The following is a 16387-nucleotide window of genomic DNA, read 5'->3' as shown; positions in this document are numbered from 1 at the left end:
GATAAAGCACCTCTCTCAAATGGATTAATCACCTATATTATAGCAGAGTGTGCTTTATTTTTGTATTCACTTTCAAAAGATAAATAGAGGCCTTTCCACTACTATCTAAATGGAAAGACCTCTATTTTTCATATAGGAGCTACTTTTGGGTCAGCCCCTTATTTACAATTAGCTTTTAAGATTAAAATCTATATAAATTCCAAGTTGTTTATCTTCATCATAAAGCTCTAGACGATAATTCATCACCTCTACTACGCAAGAGCTTAGCACAACTGTACCTATGTAGAGATTGCCTTTATTTTCTAAATTTGCTTTTATAGTTCCCATATCCATATTTAAACCATAAATTCTAGCATTGAGATTTTTATATTGACCATTTAGCCCTTCTACTTTAAGCGTAAGCGGCACCATAGCTTCAAGTGGTCTTGGGTAAAAAGAAAATCCAATCTCTTTTTCTTTATAGGATATATTGCAGTTTTGAGTATTTAAATCGCAAGTTATGTTTGAATCAGCAGAGATCTTTTGGGTTTGTTCATCATAAGAATTTATTATAAAAGCAAATAATGCACCAACGATAATAGCACTTAAAACATATAAAATATTTTTCATTATCAATCCTAATCTAAATAATCAATCAATTTTTTATTAATTTTACTAAATTCAAAAATCCTACTAGCTGAGTTATCATCGGCAAATTTTTTCGCATCTTCATAGCTAGCAAATGGTATTAAATCATCACCACTAAAACTTACTATATTGCTGCCAAAAACATAAAATGCCTCTGTAGCTTCGATAAGCTCTTTTGTTTTATAATCTGTAACATACATCTTTTTAAGCGGCACAACCTCTTTTGGTTTGCTTGTATAAAAGTAGTAAAACATCTGTTTGGCTGAGCTAAATAGTACTTTTTTACCATTTTTATATTCTAAAACTGCAATCCAATCAGGATATTTAAAAACATCTATGAATTTAATAGGACAAGTAGAGTTTGTATCCTTAAAAAACTCATTATCTTTTAAATTTGCCCCAAAAACTATTCCGGTAAAAAGAGCTAAAAGTATAAGTTTTTTCATACTAAATCCTTCTTAGAAAACGAAATATATCCAAATATCATGCAAATTATACCAAGTAAAGTTGGATATAGTGCTGAATATATTAAAAAATTAATCTTGCCAAATCCATCTAAAATAAAGTAAGCTGCTGGACCAATTACAGCTAAATTTGGATCAAATAGACTAATTGCTGCGATTCTAAAAACTTGCATAGGGTTTGCTAATGAGATGGAGTAGATGATATTTTCATTTATTGAGCTTTGCATCATTAGGCCTATTAATGCAAGATCTAAAAATGCTAACAAAAATAGCCAAAATAAAAATGAAAATCCAAGCCCAAGTTCGCTACTTTTAATAAGGCTTGAGATTAAAAATCCAAACGATAAAAAGGCAAAAGATAGCACTAAAAGCAATAAGGTGTAATAAAAAAATACTCCCCAAGGAATATCTACATTTTTAAAAATAGCTATAATAAGCGATAAGATAAGAGCTATAAGTATAGGTAAAAAGACTGTAAATGCACGCCCTAAAGCTTTGCCAAAATAGTACTCTTTAAGCGATATTGGAAAACTAAGAAGATACTCTAAAGCCCCAGTTTCTCTATCTGAGTTTATACTTCGCACAGTTGTGATGAGAATAAAGATTGGCAAGATTATTATACAAATTTGAATAAATAGCAAAAGCATTCTAGTAAGTCCACTAAATCCAGCAACTCTGCTATCAACAACTCCTGTTACAAAAAATATCGCAATTAACCCAGCAAAGGTAACTAAATAAAAGAAAAACCATTTTGAAGCAAATGTCTCTTTTATATCAATTTTTGCTATTAGGATTAAATTTTTCACTATTATACCTCGCTATCTTTAATGATATTGCCTAAATCCATCTCAATAACACGATTTACTATGCCTTGGACCTCACTTACTCTGTGAGAGATAAATATAAGGGTGTGAGATTGGAATTTAGATTTTAATATATTTATAAACTTCTCTCTAGCTTGAGGATCGAGATTGGCAGTAGGTTCATCAAAGAGTATAGTCTTTGAATTTCTTGCAAGAGCTAGAGCGATTAAAACCTTTTGCTTCATACCGCCTGAGAGCTTATAAAATGGCTTTTTATACTCTTTTTCATAGCTTAAATCTAGCTCTTTTAAATAGTTAATTATATTATTTAAATCTGTTTGGGTTGAGCTTATAGAGTATTCACATAGTTGAGCAACACTAAGTTTAAGAGGCGGAGGAGTTTGCGGAACGAAACTTAGATATCTTAAAGCATTTTTTCTATCTATAATTGGATTGATATTATCTATGAATATAGAGCCACTATCGCAGATTAACTCACCTAATATTGCCTTCATTAAAGTAGATTTTCCAGCTCCATTTTGTCCCATTATTAGAACTTTTTGACCATCTTGAATATTTAAATTTAAGTTATTTAAAATAATTTGTGAGCCAAATTTTTTAGTTAAGTTTTCTATTTTTATCAATATCAATCCTTATAAAAGCTTTTTAAGCCTATTTTCGTAATTTAAAGCATCTTGATGGCACACATCGATACATCTACCACACATAGTGCAATCTCCGCTTATTATACTAAATTTCTCTCCTGGAACATCTTTATTTTTAGACTTTGTAATTTCTAGAACTTTTGGGACAATGCAAACATCCATACATACAGCACAGTGATCGCATTTTTCTTTATTCCAGCTAACTTTTATAGCTCTAAATTTAGATAATAATGAATATAATGTTCCAATAGGACAAACATATCTACACCAAAATCTTCTACTAAAGAATACTTCAGCTAAAAATACCAAAACAGCCCACCAAATTGCAGCACTATATCCATATATGATGAATCTTGATACTATACCTACAACATTAAAAATCTCAAATATTAAATATCCACTCACTAAGCTTAAAATCCAAAAAATTATCAAAAATATATATCTGATTTTTGTATCAAATTCTCTTTTTTTGATTATTTTTTTGCTAACTAATTTAGCATTTAATCTCTCAGCAAATTCGCCAAAAAAATTATATGGACAGACCCACGAACAAAAAGCACGCCCAGCAAAAAGCATATAAAAAGCCAAAATAGTAAAAGCCCCAATGAGTAGATTTACAGGTAATTCTGCTCTACTAAGGATAATTTGTGTGGTTATAAATGGATCAGCTAAGTGAAAGCCTAGCATTCTAGACCCAGTAATATCACCTTCAATGACTTGAATATCTGCTACAAATGAAAGCACAAACAAAAGATGAATCAAAATCATCGTAAAATATCGGTAAAACCTTATGCTAGGACGCTTTTTGCCATCTTTTGTTGTGGTTATAAAAGTAGAGAAAAAACTAGCACTTGCTACTGTTTGGCGACCTTGATATTTATTCATGATATTTATTTAAATTTAGATATCTCTTCAGCTAGAATTGTTAAATTCTCATCGCTGACATTATCTAAAAGTCCTTCCATTAAACTATTTGGTATTTTACCAGCTTTATACTCATTTAATCTAGCTAGAATAGCTTCTTTGCTTTTTCCAATAATTGATGGAGCTAAGATTCCAGAGCCATCTTTAGCATGGCATGGTGCGCAACTTTGTAAATATATCTTGCTTACTCCATCGCTGCTTAGAGATACGCTTTGTTTTAACTCTTTAATTTTATTCAACTCATCGCTTGTTTGAAACTCACTTGAATTGCTAGTAGTTTGCGTAACTGGCTTTGGTTCATTTTTTACTGGTTCTTGTGTTGCTTGAGTTGAGCTATCAGAGCTAAACAACATAAAAAGCATTAAAACAACAATTAAACCGCCCAAAAATAGAGCTATTACTTTGCCTATATTCATTTTTTACTCCTAAATTGTTCATTGAATTGGCTAATTTCATTGGCAATATCTGCCACCTCTTTATCATCCATTGATTTTACAAGATCTGCCATTAATATATTGACTTTTGTTTTAGTGCGATATGCAATTATCATATCATATATCTGCTCGCTTGTCTTATCTAATAGCGATGGACCAATGATTCCATTGGCATAATCATCATGGCAGGCTGAACATTTGGTAATGAAATTTTTACTTAATTGGCCTTTTAGCAAGGCTTTATTTATACTTTGAAGTGGTGGCCTAGTAAAGGCAATAGCGCCGATAGATTTTGTAGTTTCGTTTGATTCGCCAATGCCAAATTTAATATTTTTCTTTCCATCTATATCATATACTACCCATTCATCAGATTTTGTTTGATTAGCACTGCTGCCTTTTTTGATTGTAATTGAGTTTGCAGTAGCTGTTTTGTTTGACTCTTGTGGATCATTTTTAGAATTTGTTTGATTTGAACATCCTAGAAATATTATTGCACTTAGTATAATTGTAATTGACTTTTTCATTTTGATTCCTCATAAATTTCGTTATAGCTTTTTTGTGGTAAGATTTCAATCACTCCAGCAAAGCATACCTCTTGACAAACTCCACATCCTACGCAATTTGACTCTATTTTTACAACCTTTTTTTCATTTAGTTGTATAAAACTTATAGCCTCATCAACTGGACAAGAATTTACACATAATGAGCAGCTTTTATCAATATTATCTTCTATAATCTTTTTAGCATCGCTCTCTCTTTGGTTATAGGTTTGGCGATTTAGTAGGATACTAATATCATCTTGACTTACATTTTTATTTAGCGTTGCATAGCATTTTTGTATATCTCTTACTACAGCAACTCCCATTTTAACATCTTTTATAGAGTTTATACTATGGTCTAGTGCGCCACTAGGACAGGCTAATACACAAGGAAATAAATCACATAGATAGCAGCCTCTTTTGCTTGGATTGATATATGCTGAGGCTAAATTTATCCCATCATCAAGCCCCAAAAGTTCAATGCTATGATATGGACAGACTTGAACGCACTGGCCACATTTGATGCATAAAGATTCAAAATTCTTAACACTTCCTGGTGGTCTAAGGTGTAGTTTTGGTTCATAGAATTTATTTATTAAAACTCCACTACCAGCAGCGCATCCAATCGCAGCAATGCTAAAAATGCTAAACTCTCTTCTATTCATGATATGGCTCCATATGCGGACTTGTATCTGTGATTAATAGCTCTGGTTCAGAAAATGGGGCGAGTTTAGAGATGAAGTTTAAAATACTCATAATTGCACTTCCATAAAATAGCCTTAAATTTGGATAGTATTGCCAAAGTGAATCAAGATAGGTAAAATTCTTATACTCTATATCGCCAATTCCATCTTTATCTCTATCAAATCCAGCATAATCATCAAAGTAATTATTACTCCACTCATTTATATCAATTTTAGAACCAGGTGTATCGTTGATAGCAATCTCCATATTACCTATAAAGTCATTACGATTAAATATGCTTTTATGCTGAGTAGCATGGAATTGAACTCCAACTGTGTTGTATAGTATCTGATTATTTTCATAAACATTTGTAGTGCCTGGTTGAAACGGAGATTGGTCTAGGTATAATCCTCTAGCATTATAGGCTAATATATTATCTTGTATTATAAAATCACTAGTATCTTTCATACCAATACCAACTCCAAAGGCACCAGTAGAGTTTAAAACTTGATTTTTTCTAGCAGTTGTTCCTGAAGAGAACATAAAAAATATACCAACAGAGTTGTATTTAAATATATTTTCTTCAACTAAATTCTTTCCAGCATACATAAAGTGTAGTGAATATCTGCCATACTCGCCATAATTTTTGCGAATTTGGTTATTGCTAGAATACCATACTACCATATCTCTGCTCTTGCTTAGATGGTTGTTTTGTACTATATTGTCATGGCTATACCATAGGCGAATTCCATCACCTCTAAGTCCTAAATCAACAGGCTTTGAAGTGATAAAATTATCAATTATTTTAGATCCGTTACACTGCTTGAAATTTACTCCAAAAAGCGAATTTTTGATAGCATTGTTGATAATCTCAACCCCACTAGCGCTATCACAACTTATAGCTGAATCAATAGTAGTGTGAGAATTACCGCTATTTTCAATGGTTAAATTTAATAGCTTCACATTTGAGCTATTGATTTTTATCACATCGCCTTTTCCATCGCCTTTAATGATAGCGCTTCTATCTTTTCCATCAATGGTAATTGGCTTATTTATAATGATATTACCACTATAAACTCCACTGCTAAGCTCTATTATATCTCCACTACTTGCACTATCTATAGCATTTTGTAAGTCATTTCCAAAAGTAAAGCTATATAGCAGAGCTATTAAGCAGAGTTTTTTCACGCATTTTCCTTAAGATATTTATTTTTAGAAAATATTGCTAAAATTGATAAAACGCTCATAGTAATCATAACCCAAAATCCTATGGTAGGATATGAATGGGTGGTAAATTGTGCCACTTTGCCATCACCTAGAGCTGTTGGCATAAATGGTTTAATCTTAAATGCGCCCCATTCTTGCATATTATGACCATACCAGTATAGCCAGCCAGCAAATGCACTCATAAATAGTACTGGAGCGATAATTGTAGGGATTAGTAATAGCGAATTTCCTTTACCGTTATAGTATAGATATAGCAACATAAAGATAGTTGCAATAAGCAAATAGTATGGTGCGATTGCTCTTTCTACATTGCCACCATGCTCCATAGGATACATACCTATATAGTGATTTATAGTATTCATTTCATGCACATCACCACTATAACCATCTACATGAAAATATACTGGAATTCCATCTGGAAAGGCCTCTTTAGGATAATTAGGAGCCTCTAAAGATACATACCATATAGGAAGGCTTGGCACTCCAATTTCAGATCTTGTTTCTATCATTTTTGCTAAATCATTTCTAACTTCTGGTGCCATTAGATGATTTTTATATTGAATTTTAGTGTAGAGATTATATATTGGGTATACATAGCTTGGAATCTCAGCACCATTTTTAATCTTATTGGCTACACCATGATATGCAATTACAGGGATAGTAAATCCCACAGTCATTAAAATTAGAGCTAGTATGGTATAGAGTTGATACCTTTTCATTTTTACTCCTTTAATTAAATTTACTATCAGTCCATCTGGGCGGATAGTAAATTTAATTAATGAGGCGGAATCTCCGCCCCATTTGCTAAATTTTAATACAATCCAGCATTTTCATCGATCCATTTTAGATACTCAATTATATCTTTGATCTCTTGGTCAGTCATATGTTGATTTGGCATTCTTAGATTAAAGAAGTTAATCATAGCTTTAACATAATCTTCTTCATATTTGCTAGCTGGATCTTTAATAAAATCAAACACCCATTGTTCGGCATTTTCATGTCTTAGAAGAACACCGGTTAAATCTGGACCTGAGCTTACTTGACCGATAACATGGCAACCATTACATCCACCTTTTAAATAAGCTTCTTCACCACGAGCTTGCACAGCTGTCATAGGTGTAGCAAGGGCTTTTGTTAGGTTGTTTTTAGCTCTTAGACCAACATCAGCAGTTTTAACCATATATTGCCATACTTGATACTCCCAAAGAATAGCACCATTGACATCGCCTTTTTTATAGGCTTCATCAGCTTTTGCTTTTACTTCAGGAATTTTGCTATATTGATCTAGTGCATCTTCAACAAGTTGTTTGACTTTTGGATATTTCTCAAAGTGTTTCTCTTTTAAGAATTTAACAACGCTTTGGATAACATCATCAGTTGCTTTATTTGTAGCGATTACTTTTTTGTATTCAGCTTCTAATTGAGCTGGGCTTAACTCTTTTAGTTTTGCTTTTTTGACTGATTCATATTTTTTCTTAGGATCTTTTACATATAGATATCCCATCATCTCTAGATGCAAAGCAGAACAAAACTCAGTACAATAGTAAGGGAATACGCCTTCCATATCAGCTTTGAAATTCACGCTTGCAGTTTTACCAGGCTCTATAGATGCATGAACATTATATAAGTCAATTGCAAAGCCGTGAGTCTCATCTTGAGCTCTTTCTAAGTTAGTTAGATAGATAGTAACATTATCATCTTTATTTACTTCTATATGCTCAGGATTTATATGGCTTCTAACAAGAGTAGCATATACAGTTACATTTTTACCATTTCTCTCGACTCTCTCTTGACCGGCTAGAGTCATACCGACTGATTGCTCGCCTGTTCTTGAGTTAGTTCCCATTTTATAAGTCATTGCAGGTTTTAATTTACTAGCTGCAATTGAGATAACATCATGAGGTTCACCAAGAGGAATTGGCATATCATAGATTAGCTCCATTTTTGCACCAGTTATATCGATTAATTGGTGATTTTGTGGATGAAGTGGGCCTACTGGATTAAATCTATCAATTGATAATTTATCAAGAGCTAAAGCATATTTGCCAACAGGTTTAGCTGATTTACCTTCCATAGTATCAAGGTGGCCGATATTGTAATGGACATTTACTCTATCTAGAGTTTTTAACTTTTTATAATCCCATTTTACAATTTGGCTATCTACATATAGTGAGGTATAAACCACGCCATCTTTAGAATCAAAAGAGTTGTGAAGTGGTCCAAGGCCTAGTTCTACTTGACCATGCAAAGATTTTTGCATATCTAAAATCGGAATTCCAAAAGGATCTTTACCTGCAAATTCTTTTTTATCTATTAAAGCTTTTATTTTTCTAAAGTCATATACGCTAGCGTGAGTATCTAGCTTGCCGCCTACTAGGATATATCTACCATCAGGGCTTACATCTACACCATGTGGAGATTTTGGTTCTGGAACTAAAAATAGTGCATTATTAGCTACAGCTACACTAATAGGAATAACCCTGTGATTGTTGATTATTTTGTAGTTTTTAGGATCTTTTGCTAGTTTTTCTAGAATTTGCCAGTTATACATATGCATGTAGTCAGTATCATTTCTACTCATACCAGCTTCAAATGGAGGAAGACCCTTTTCTATACCACCTGTATACATCTCTGAGTTAAAGCTATTTGTAAATGCCCAACCCATTGATTCACCCTTACCAGCGTCACTTAAGTCTTGCATATATGGAGGAAGCTCAAGTGAAAATGAAGCTTTTTCATCAATTTTACCTTTTGGATAATCAAATTTCCAAAATGTAATCGCACCTCTATATACAGACTCGTACTCTTCGATTGGATGATAATTATTATCTAATGGAGCTGCGTATTGGCTAGCTTCGATTACATACTCTGTATTTGGAGTAACAAAACTTCCACCGTGTTCGCTTTTCATGATTGGATTTACCACGATTTGAGTGGTTTCAAAATCATGAAGATTGATTACAGCTGTTCTTGGGTTTGCTTTATCGTTGATAAATAGATAATCGCCCACATATTCGCCATTTTTTTCAGTGAAATTTGGGTGGTGAGTATCACCCCATGTGATTTCCTTGCCTCTAATAGCACCGCCTTTTAATACAGCCTTACTCTCGCTATCATAGCCATAACCTTGCCATGGCTCTGGAGTAAATACACCTATATATTTGTAAATTCTCATAGATGGGACGCCATATACGATTACTTGGCCACTTTGACCGCCAGAACTAAAGACGATATACTCATCTTTGCGACCACTTGGTTGATATGTTTTAGCTGCTGCTAAGACATCTTTTTCACTCAAGTTTCGCTCTTTCATGATAGTTTCAAGCTCACTAGCACCAAAAAGGCTAGATAAGCCTAAGCATAAGCCAGCGCCAAGCACTAATGGCTTTTTGATAAAACTATACATAAAGCTCTCCTTTTATAAAATTTGTATCAATTACTCAATACCAAAATTACAAGAAAAAATAGCACTATTCCATAGTGCAACTTGGCTATTTTTACTAATAAATATATCCAAAATTGAATCATAGCCGATTTTTGTACTATTTTTTAAATTTAAATTAAAATCATAAATATATAAATTTGAATCCCAATCGCCAATATAAATATTATCTTCATAAATTTTTATTGTGCTTATTTGGTTGTTTGAGATTTTATAAATTTTATCTTTATAGATTATATTGCCATCTATTAGTCCTATGATTAGTTCTTGATTTAAATCTATCATTGCAGTTGGTAAATTTGATGTTTGCATAATTTTGTTGATTGTTATCGTATCTAATTCAACTTTATATATATTTCTATCAAAACTAGCGATATAAAGAGCGTTGTCAATTATATGTGTAGCAGTTATCTTTGAGTTTAGGTTTAAATTTGATTTTTTATATATATTATTAATTGTATCATAGATTATTAAAGTCGCATTGCCAAGAGTAAATATAATCTTATCTTTGATAAAATTTATAGATGTAATGCCATCTATTATATTGGTTTTTGTCGGGTCAATTAGAATTGATTTAACCCCTTTTGGGTTAATTTGTATAGCATAGCCACTATCTAGGCCAATTATAAGATTTAGATTATTAAATTTAATTACATTGATTTTATCAGATTTTATATCTATTTGAGATAGGATTTTGTATGTTTTAAGATCTGCTATATATAAATTTTTTAGATTACTATATGCTATTTGTGTTTGGCTAACATCTACGCTATTTATATCATTACTAGGTTTTTGCACTAGTTGGCACTTTGCAAAGCCTATTATAACAAATACAAAGATACAAAGTAAAATTTTCATATCTTAATCTTTCCATGCTTATTAATTTTTATAATGTTAATATAAATTATGTAATTCATAATTATATCATATTTTTTTCTAAATGATTATTGAAATTATCAAATTTTATTAATTAAATTTGTATATTTATTACAATATGTAATTTATAAATATTAAAATTATGTTGATAATAATTTTGGATTTAAAAAGTGTATTAAATTTAGATGAGGTAGCTAGGCGAATTCGCCTAGCTAAAAGGATTATAAGCTTAGTCCAAATACTGTAGTTGCAAGGAATACAACTGTTAGTGTGATTAGGAATACACCTATTATATTTAACCATAAACCAGCTTTGATCATATTGCTGATTTTGACATAGCCAGAACCATAGGCAATAGCATTTGGCGGAGTAGCTACTGGTAACATAAATGCACAAGTAGCAGCAAGAGCAACTGGAACTGTAAATAGCATTATATTTTGTCCTTCGTATCCTAAACCGATCGCCACACCAGCAATTACTGGTAAGAACGCTGCTGCGGTAGCTGTGTTTGATGTGATCTCTGTTAAGAATATAACAAGAGCTGTAACAATTAATATAATTAATATAATTGGCATAAATCCAAGGGCTGATACTTGATTTCCAATCCATAAGCTAAGACCAGTTTTACTAAATTGAGCTGAAAGCGCTAGACCACCACCAAATAAGATTAAGATATCCCACGGCAATTTTTTGGCCGTATTCCAATCTATCAATCTCTCATGATTTGAATTTGCTGGAATTATAAAGAGCAACACAGCAACACTCATAGCAATAACAGAATCCAAACTAGCGACTTTAATTCCATAGTGTTTAAATATAAATCCAAGGAATATCCAACAAAGCGCAGCCAAGACAAACACGCCACCTACTAGCCACTCAGCTCTACTCATTGAACCTAGTTTTTTGTATTCTGCATGAATAACCTCTCTACCGCCTGGAATCTCATTAATTTCAGGTTTAAATAATACATAAACCAAAAGCGCCCAACAAGCAATCAGCATAATAATAGATAGAGGAACACCCATCAACATCCATTCGCCAAAGCCAATTTCGATACCAAATTCATTTTTCATATGAGCTACTAAAAGTGCATTTGGCGGAGTGCCGATAATAGTGCCAAGAGAGCCAACAGATGCAGCATAAGCTATACCAAGCATTAAAGCAATACCGAAATTTGAAGTATAGGCTGCGGTTTTGTCTTTGATTTCGCTTACTACATCTTTTCCTTTATGGATAACAGCACTTGCAAATCCGCCTTGAGTGCCTTTGCGGCTTACTTCATCAAGGTGTTTTAAATCGCCTTCTACTGTGCCATCTTCTTTACCGGTTAATTTACTTACTAAATGAAGAACAGAAAGACCAACTGGAAGCATCATAACAGCAGTTGCGGTATTGCTAACCCACATAGACATAAAGCCAGTAGCTATCATAAATCCAGCCACAAGGCGTTTAGGGCTAGTACCTACTAAAAGTACAATGCCAAGAGCAATACGAGTATGTAGATTCCATTTTTGCATAGCAAGGGCTAAAACGAAACCACCCATGAATAGATATATAGTATCACTTGCGTATGGAGCGGCGGCGTTTTTGAATGTATCAACACCAAGAATAGGGAATAAAACCATTGGAAGAAGAGCCGTAGCAGGAAGTGCGATAGCCTCAGTCATCCACCATATACCCATTAAAACAGCCACAGCGGCAACTATGGGAAGAGCATTTACATTGAGTGTTTTGCCATTTGCAGCTGCTAAGGCTATCTCACCAGCATTGCTAGGCATTATGTAGTAAACAAGCATAGCAGCTATAACACCACCGATTAAGCCGATGATTTGTACAGCATTTGTCTGCTTGTCAACAGGGATGTTTGGATTAGACATCTGTTAACCTTTATTATGAAATTATTTAAAATTGCATTATATCAGCAATATCTCAAATTTAATAAATTTAAACCTAAATTTAGGAAAAAATTTATAAAAATGTGTAATTTAGTAACACTTTATTATAATTTTGATTTAAAATTTTATTTCAAGCTATATTTAAATTTAATAATTATTGGCCCAAATTTAATTAAATAGAAATTAATAACTATTATCATTTACAGAATATTTACTTCTTAGAGCTAATATTTCACTATTAAAATTAAATTTTAGGAGAAAATGATGAGAAAGATTATCATTGCTGCACTACTTGGTGCTACGACTTTGGTATCAGCTGAACTCAATATATATTCAGCTAGACACTATGATGCTGACTTTGAGATATATAAAAAATTTGAGGCTCAAACTGGTATTAAGATAAATCACACAACTGCAAGAGCGCCTGAGCTAATTAAAAGATTGCAATTAGAAGGCAAGAATTCTCCAGCAGATATATTTATAACTGCCGATGTTTCAAATTTGACTGAGGCTAAAAATGCAAATGTATTATCCCCAGTAGATTCTAAATTTCTAAAAGATACAATAGCTCCAAATTTAAGAGATAAAGATGATATGTGGTTTGCTATTACTAAAAGAGCAAGAATTATCGCATATGATAAAAATGCTAAAATCGATCCAAATTTAGTAAAAAATTATGAAGATTTAGCAAAACCTGAACTAAAAGGTAAAATCTTAGTAAGAAGCGCTACAGCTCCATACTCTAAAACTTTACTTGCTTCAATTATTGCAAATGATGGCAAAGAAGAGGCTAAAAAATGGGCTAAAGGAGTATTGGATAATTTAGCAATGCCTCCAAAAGGTGGCGATAGAGACCAAGCTAGACAGATGGTATCTGGCGTAGCTCCATATGCTGTTATGAATACTTATTATATAGGACTTCTAAGAACATCTAAAAATCCAAAAGATGTAGAAGTAGGTAACTCAATTGGTATAATATTCCCAAATCAAGATGGCCGTGGTGCGCATATTAATGTGAGCGGAATTGCTATGACAGCATCAAGTAAAAACCAAGAAGCAGCTAAGAAATTTATGGAGTTTATGCTAAGCAAAGAGGTTCAAACAATGCTAACAAATATCAACTATGAGTATCCAGCAAGAAGTGATGTAGAACCTTCAGATGTAGTTAAATCATTTGGTAAATTTAAAGAAGATAGCATAGAAGTATCAAAAATCGCAGATAATGTAAAAGATGCAGTGCTTATCTATGATGAAGTAGGATTTAGATGAGAGATAAAACAAAAGCTATAAAGATCCTTGGGCTTTTTATAGCTTTTTTAGTTGTTGTTCCTGTTATTAGTATTTTTATTGAATTTGGCTCATATCTATTTGAGGCTTTTGCTAGTAGTGATGAGTCAAGACTAGCTCAAATTAGTGGAAATTTAAGTCACTTTTTTGAGTTTTTATTTTTTAGATTTGTTAAAGATACATTTATAGTGGCCTTTTTTGTGCTAATAATTTGTTATATTTTGGGTGTTTCTACGGCTTATTTGGTTAGTAATTATAATTTTTATTTTTGTAAAATTTTAGAAAATTTACTAATTTTACCGCTTGCTATTCCGGCTTATATTTTGGCTTTTGTTTATGTTGGAATTATGGATTATGGAGCCGAGTTTGAAAGTATATTTGGCTTTAGAATTGATATTTTTAATATTTATGGTGTTATTTTTGTGCTTAGTGTATCTTTATATCCATATGTATATTTATTTGCCAAGTCAGCTTTTAAGAGCGAATCAATGGCTATTTATGAAGTGGGAAAAATCCATGGATATAGCGAATTTAAGATATTTTATAAAGTTAGCATTAAGATAGCTATGCCAAGCATTATAGCTGGGCTTATGCTTGTGCTTATGGAGGTTTTGAGCGATTATGGAGCTAGTGCGTATCTTGGGGTAGATACATTTAGTGCAGGGATTTTTAAAACTTGGTATGATCTTGGAGATCCATACTCATCAAGTGCGCTTTCAGCAATTTTAATGCTTTGTGTTTTTGCTCTTATGTATGTAGAGTATAAAGAGCGTCAAAAGAGCAAATTTAGCTTTAATCAAGATATTAGTGAGTTTATTCAAAAAAGAGATCTTAGCAAATTTAAATCCATAATAGCAACTCTATATTGTTTTATAATATTATTTATAGGATTTATATTGCCATTTATATGGCTTGGATATTGGGGGCTTAAAGATTATAAGCTTTTTGAAATTGATTTTTATATTTTGAGTTTAAATTCGCTTATTTTAGCTGGAATTACTGGGCTTGTTACTACTATTTTGGCATTTATTTTGTGTTTTGTAGCTAGAATTAGCAAAGGTGGAAAATTTGGCTTTTGGATACTTAAGGCTAGTTCAGTAGGATATGCTATTCCAGGGGCTGCTATTGGTGTAAGTCTTATGATAGCAGCTGCATTTATAGGCGAGATTTTTAATGTGGCAATTTTAGGAATATCATTTAGCGTTTTAATTTTTGCCTATGTAGTTAGATTTTTAGCTACTGCTATATACTCTATTGATGGTGGTTTTGCTAAAATTCATACTTCTATTGATGAGGCTGGATATATGCTACGCCCAAGCTATTTTATATTAATGATAAAGCTATATATGCCGCTATTAAAGCAGTTTTTCTTACTCTCGTTTTTAGTTGTATTTATAGACACTATTAAGGAGTTACCACTTACTCGTATGTTATCGCCATTTAGTTTTGAGACATTGAGCGTTAAGGCGTTTTGGTACGCTACTGATGAGAGAATTTATGATAGTGCATTACCATCTTTAATGATAGTGGTGTTATCGTTATTTGTATTGATTTTTACCCATATATTTATAAAGGCAAAACGTGCTAGAAATTAGAAATTTGCATAAAAAATTTGGTCAAAATGAGGTTTTAAAAGGGATTGATTTAAGTCTTAAAAGTAATGAAATTTTATCTATTTTAGGTAGTAGTGGAAGTGGAAAAAGTACGCTTTTAAGATGTATTGCTAAATTAGAAAATAGTCAATACGATGAGTTAAGATGTGGATCAAATGTTGGATTTATGTTTCAAAATTATGCTCTTTTTCCTCATCTTAGCGTATATGATAATATCGCTTTTGCTTTAAATAAACTAAGCAAAAAAGAAGCAGATAATAAAATAAATGAGCTTTTGACTAAATTTGGCATACAAGGACTAAAGGATAAAAAGCCAGATCAAATCTCAGGAGGACAAGCTCAAAGAGTTGCATTTGCTAGAGCGATTGCTGCTGGTGCTAAATTACTACTTTTAGATGAGCCGTTTTCAAATTTAGATCAAGGATTAAAGCAAGCTTTAAGAGTAGAATTAAAAGAGATGATTCAAAAAGAGGGCTTATCTGCCATTGTTGTTACTCATGATATTGATGATGCTTATTATTTAAGCGATAAAATAGCCTTAATTGATGGTGGTAAAATTTTAGATATCGGTACTCCAAATAAGCTTTTTTATAGTGTAAAAGATGAAAAAAGCGCTCAAATGCTAGGTGGATTGAACTATATACACAGCGATTTAACATCTCAAGATAAGTTTTTTGATTGGATTAAGTCTCGCAATAATATATTTGCTTATTCAGAAATTTATATGGGTGGAGAGTTTGAAGCAAATGTAATAAGCAAGAGTTTTATCGGACTATTTTATAAGATTGAATTAGAATATAAAGGTATTAGATTTTACACACTTTGGCCATCTTGTTTAGAAATTTCAAATAGTGTTAAATTTGGATTTTATAATTAGACAAATATCTTATTATTAAATTTTAGATAT

At 32.2% G+C, this 16387-nt stretch carries 16 protein-coding genes; 3 read left to right on the top strand and 13 right to left on the bottom strand.

All coding sequences use genetic code 11. The features are described from left to right. Nucleotides 1-168 precede the first annotated feature (168 nt). The 13 genes from CIGNP91_RS06490 to CIGNP91_RS06430 all read right to left on the bottom strand — a co-directional run bounded on the left by CIGNP91_RS06490 (nt 169) and on the right by CIGNP91_RS06430 (nt 12562). Nucleotides 169-609, bottom strand: a complete 441-nt coding sequence (locus CIGNP91_RS06490; RefSeq protein ID WP_086253711.1) for a hypothetical protein — start codon at nt 607-609, stop codon at nt 169-171. Nucleotides 610-617: 8 nt separating this feature from the next. Next, nucleotides 618-1073 (bottom strand): nitrous oxide reductase accessory protein NosL, encoded by a 456-nt coding sequence (locus CIGNP91_RS06485; protein ID WP_086229715.1) that lies wholly within the window; start codon nt 1071-1073, stop codon nt 618-620. Next, the gene (locus CIGNP91_RS06480) at nt 1070-1897 is read right to left on the bottom strand and encodes an ABC transporter permease (RefSeq protein ID WP_086225070.1); all 828 of its coding nucleotides are present in this window, start codon (nt 1895-1897) and stop codon (nt 1070-1072) included. The genes CIGNP91_RS06485 and CIGNP91_RS06480 overlap by 4 nt, the downstream gene beginning before the upstream one ends. 2 nt (nt 1898-1899) lie before the next feature. After that, a complete protein-coding gene (locus tag CIGNP91_RS06475; protein ID WP_086253710.1) occupies nt 1900-2538 on the bottom strand; it encodes an ATP-binding cassette domain-containing protein in 639 nt (212 codons plus the stop codon). Between the two features lie 9 nt (nt 2539-2547). Next, nucleotides 2548-3444 (bottom strand): NapH/MauN family ferredoxin-type protein, encoded by an 897-nt coding sequence (locus CIGNP91_RS06470; protein ID WP_086233786.1) that lies wholly within the window; start codon nt 3442-3444, stop codon nt 2548-2550. Between the two features lie 5 nt (nt 3445-3449). Then, on the bottom strand, nt 3450-3899 hold the full coding sequence (locus CIGNP91_RS06465; RefSeq protein WP_236845204.1) for a c-type cytochrome: 450 nt from the start codon (nt 3897-3899) through the stop codon (nt 3450-3452). After that, complete coding sequence (locus CIGNP91_RS06460) at nt 3896-4441, bottom strand: c-type cytochrome (RefSeq protein WP_086253709.1); 546 nt, start codon at nt 4439-4441, stop codon at nt 3896-3898. The genes CIGNP91_RS06465 and CIGNP91_RS06460 overlap by 4 nt, the downstream gene beginning before the upstream one ends. Further along, nucleotides 4438-5121: a 4Fe-4S dicluster domain-containing protein gene (locus CIGNP91_RS06455; protein WP_086232539.1), complete on the bottom strand. Its 684-nt coding sequence runs from the start codon at nt 5119-5121 to the stop codon at nt 4438-4440. The genes CIGNP91_RS06460 and CIGNP91_RS06455 overlap by 4 nt, the downstream gene beginning before the upstream one ends. Then, a complete protein-coding gene (locus CIGNP91_RS06450) occupies nt 5114-6328 on the bottom strand; it encodes a nitrous oxide reductase family maturation protein NosD (protein ID WP_086253708.1) in 1215 nt (404 codons plus the stop codon). The genes CIGNP91_RS06455 and CIGNP91_RS06450 overlap by 8 nt, the downstream gene beginning before the upstream one ends. Continuing rightward, nucleotides 6325-7086, bottom strand: coding sequence for a cytochrome C (locus tag CIGNP91_RS06445; RefSeq protein WP_086225076.1), 762 nt, complete (start codon nt 7084-7086; stop codon nt 6325-6327). The genes CIGNP91_RS06450 and CIGNP91_RS06445 overlap by 4 nt, the downstream gene beginning before the upstream one ends. 92 nt (nt 7087-7178) lie before the next feature. Continuing rightward, nucleotides 7179-9773, bottom strand: coding sequence for a Sec-dependent nitrous-oxide reductase (gene nosZ / locus CIGNP91_RS06440; protein ID WP_096019624.1), 2595 nt, complete (start codon nt 9771-9773; stop codon nt 7179-7181). 30 nt (nt 9774-9803) lie between these two features. After that, entirely contained in the window at nt 9804-10667 is an 864-nt protein-coding gene (locus CIGNP91_RS06435; RefSeq protein WP_086253707.1) for a hypothetical protein, read from the bottom strand. Nucleotides 10668-10906: 239 nt separating this feature from the next. Then, complete coding sequence (locus CIGNP91_RS06430; protein WP_086228462.1) at nt 10907-12562, bottom strand: DASS family sodium-coupled anion symporter; 1656 nt, start codon at nt 12560-12562, stop codon at nt 10907-10909. A 282-nt stretch (nt 12563-12844) separates the two neighbouring features. Here CIGNP91_RS06430 and CIGNP91_RS06420 point away from each other — a divergent pair, with 282 nt between their 5' ends. Genes CIGNP91_RS06420 through CIGNP91_RS06410 form a run of 3 tightly spaced genes read left to right on the top strand, consistent with a single transcriptional unit; the run spans nt 12845 to nt 16357 of the window. Then, nucleotides 12845-13849, top strand: a complete 1005-nt coding sequence (locus CIGNP91_RS06420; protein ID WP_086253706.1) for a Fe(3+) ABC transporter substrate-binding protein — start codon at nt 12845-12847, stop codon at nt 13847-13849. Further along, nucleotides 13846-15462, top strand: a complete 1617-nt coding sequence (locus CIGNP91_RS06415) for an ABC transporter permease (RefSeq protein ID WP_086225080.1) — start codon at nt 13846-13848, stop codon at nt 15460-15462. The genes CIGNP91_RS06420 and CIGNP91_RS06415 overlap by 4 nt, the downstream gene beginning before the upstream one ends. Further along, nucleotides 15449-16357, top strand: a complete 909-nt coding sequence (locus CIGNP91_RS06410) for an ABC transporter ATP-binding protein (RefSeq protein WP_086252642.1) — start codon at nt 15449-15451, stop codon at nt 16355-16357. The genes CIGNP91_RS06415 and CIGNP91_RS06410 overlap by 14 nt, the downstream gene beginning before the upstream one ends. The last annotated feature ends 30 nt before the right edge of the window (nt 16358-16387 follow it).

Source organism: Campylobacter sp. P091, assembly GCF_002138935.1.
Taxonomy (GTDB): Bacteria; Campylobacterota; Campylobacteria; order Campylobacterales; family Campylobacteraceae; genus Campylobacter; species Campylobacter devanensis.
Note: the sequence above shows the minus strand (reverse complement) of the source record. Positions and strands in the feature narration are given on the sequence as shown.

Bases quoted from the DNA above. Each gene is read 5' to 3' on its own strand.
- CIGNP91_RS06435 (WP_086253707.1), bottom strand. From the start codon at position 10,667: ATGAAAATTTTACTTTGTATCTTTGTATTTGTTATAATAGGCTTTGCA.
- CIGNP91_RS06420 (WP_086253706.1), top strand. From the start codon at position 12,845: ATGAGAAAGATTATCATTGCTGCACTACTTGGTGCTACGACTTTGGTA.
- CIGNP91_RS06470 (WP_086233786.1), bottom strand. From the start codon at position 3,444: ATGAATAAATATCAAGGTCGCCAAACAGTAGCAAGTGCTAGTTTTTTC.
- CIGNP91_RS06485 (WP_086229715.1), bottom strand. From the start codon at position 1,073: ATGAAAAAACTTATACTTTTAGCTCTTTTTACCGGAATAGTTTTTGGG.
- CIGNP91_RS06460 (WP_086253709.1), bottom strand. From the start codon at position 4,441: ATGAAAAAGTCAATTACAATTATACTAAGTGCAATAATATTTCTAGGA.
- CIGNP91_RS06455 (WP_086232539.1), bottom strand. From the start codon at position 5,121: ATGAATAGAAGAGAGTTTAGCATTTTTAGCATTGCTGCGATTGGATGC.
- CIGNP91_RS06465 (WP_236845204.1), bottom strand. From the start codon at position 3,899: ATGAATATAGGCAAAGTAATAGCTCTATTTTTGGGCGGTTTAATTGTT.
- CIGNP91_RS06415 (WP_086225080.1), top strand. From the start codon at position 13,846: ATGAGAGATAAAACAAAAGCTATAAAGATCCTTGGGCTTTTTATAGCT.
- CIGNP91_RS06445 (WP_086225076.1), bottom strand. From the start codon at position 7,086: ATGAAAAGGTATCAACTCTATACCATACTAGCTCTAATTTTAATGACT.
- CIGNP91_RS06430 (WP_086228462.1), bottom strand. From the start codon at position 12,562: ATGTCTAATCCAAACATCCCTGTTGACAAGCAGACAAATGCTGTACAA.
- CIGNP91_RS06490 (WP_086253711.1), bottom strand. From the start codon at position 609: ATGAAAAATATTTTATATGTTTTAAGTGCTATTATCGTTGGTGCATTA.
- nosZ (WP_096019624.1), bottom strand. From the start codon at position 9,773: ATGTATAGTTTTATCAAAAAGCCATTAGTGCTTGGCGCTGGCTTATGC.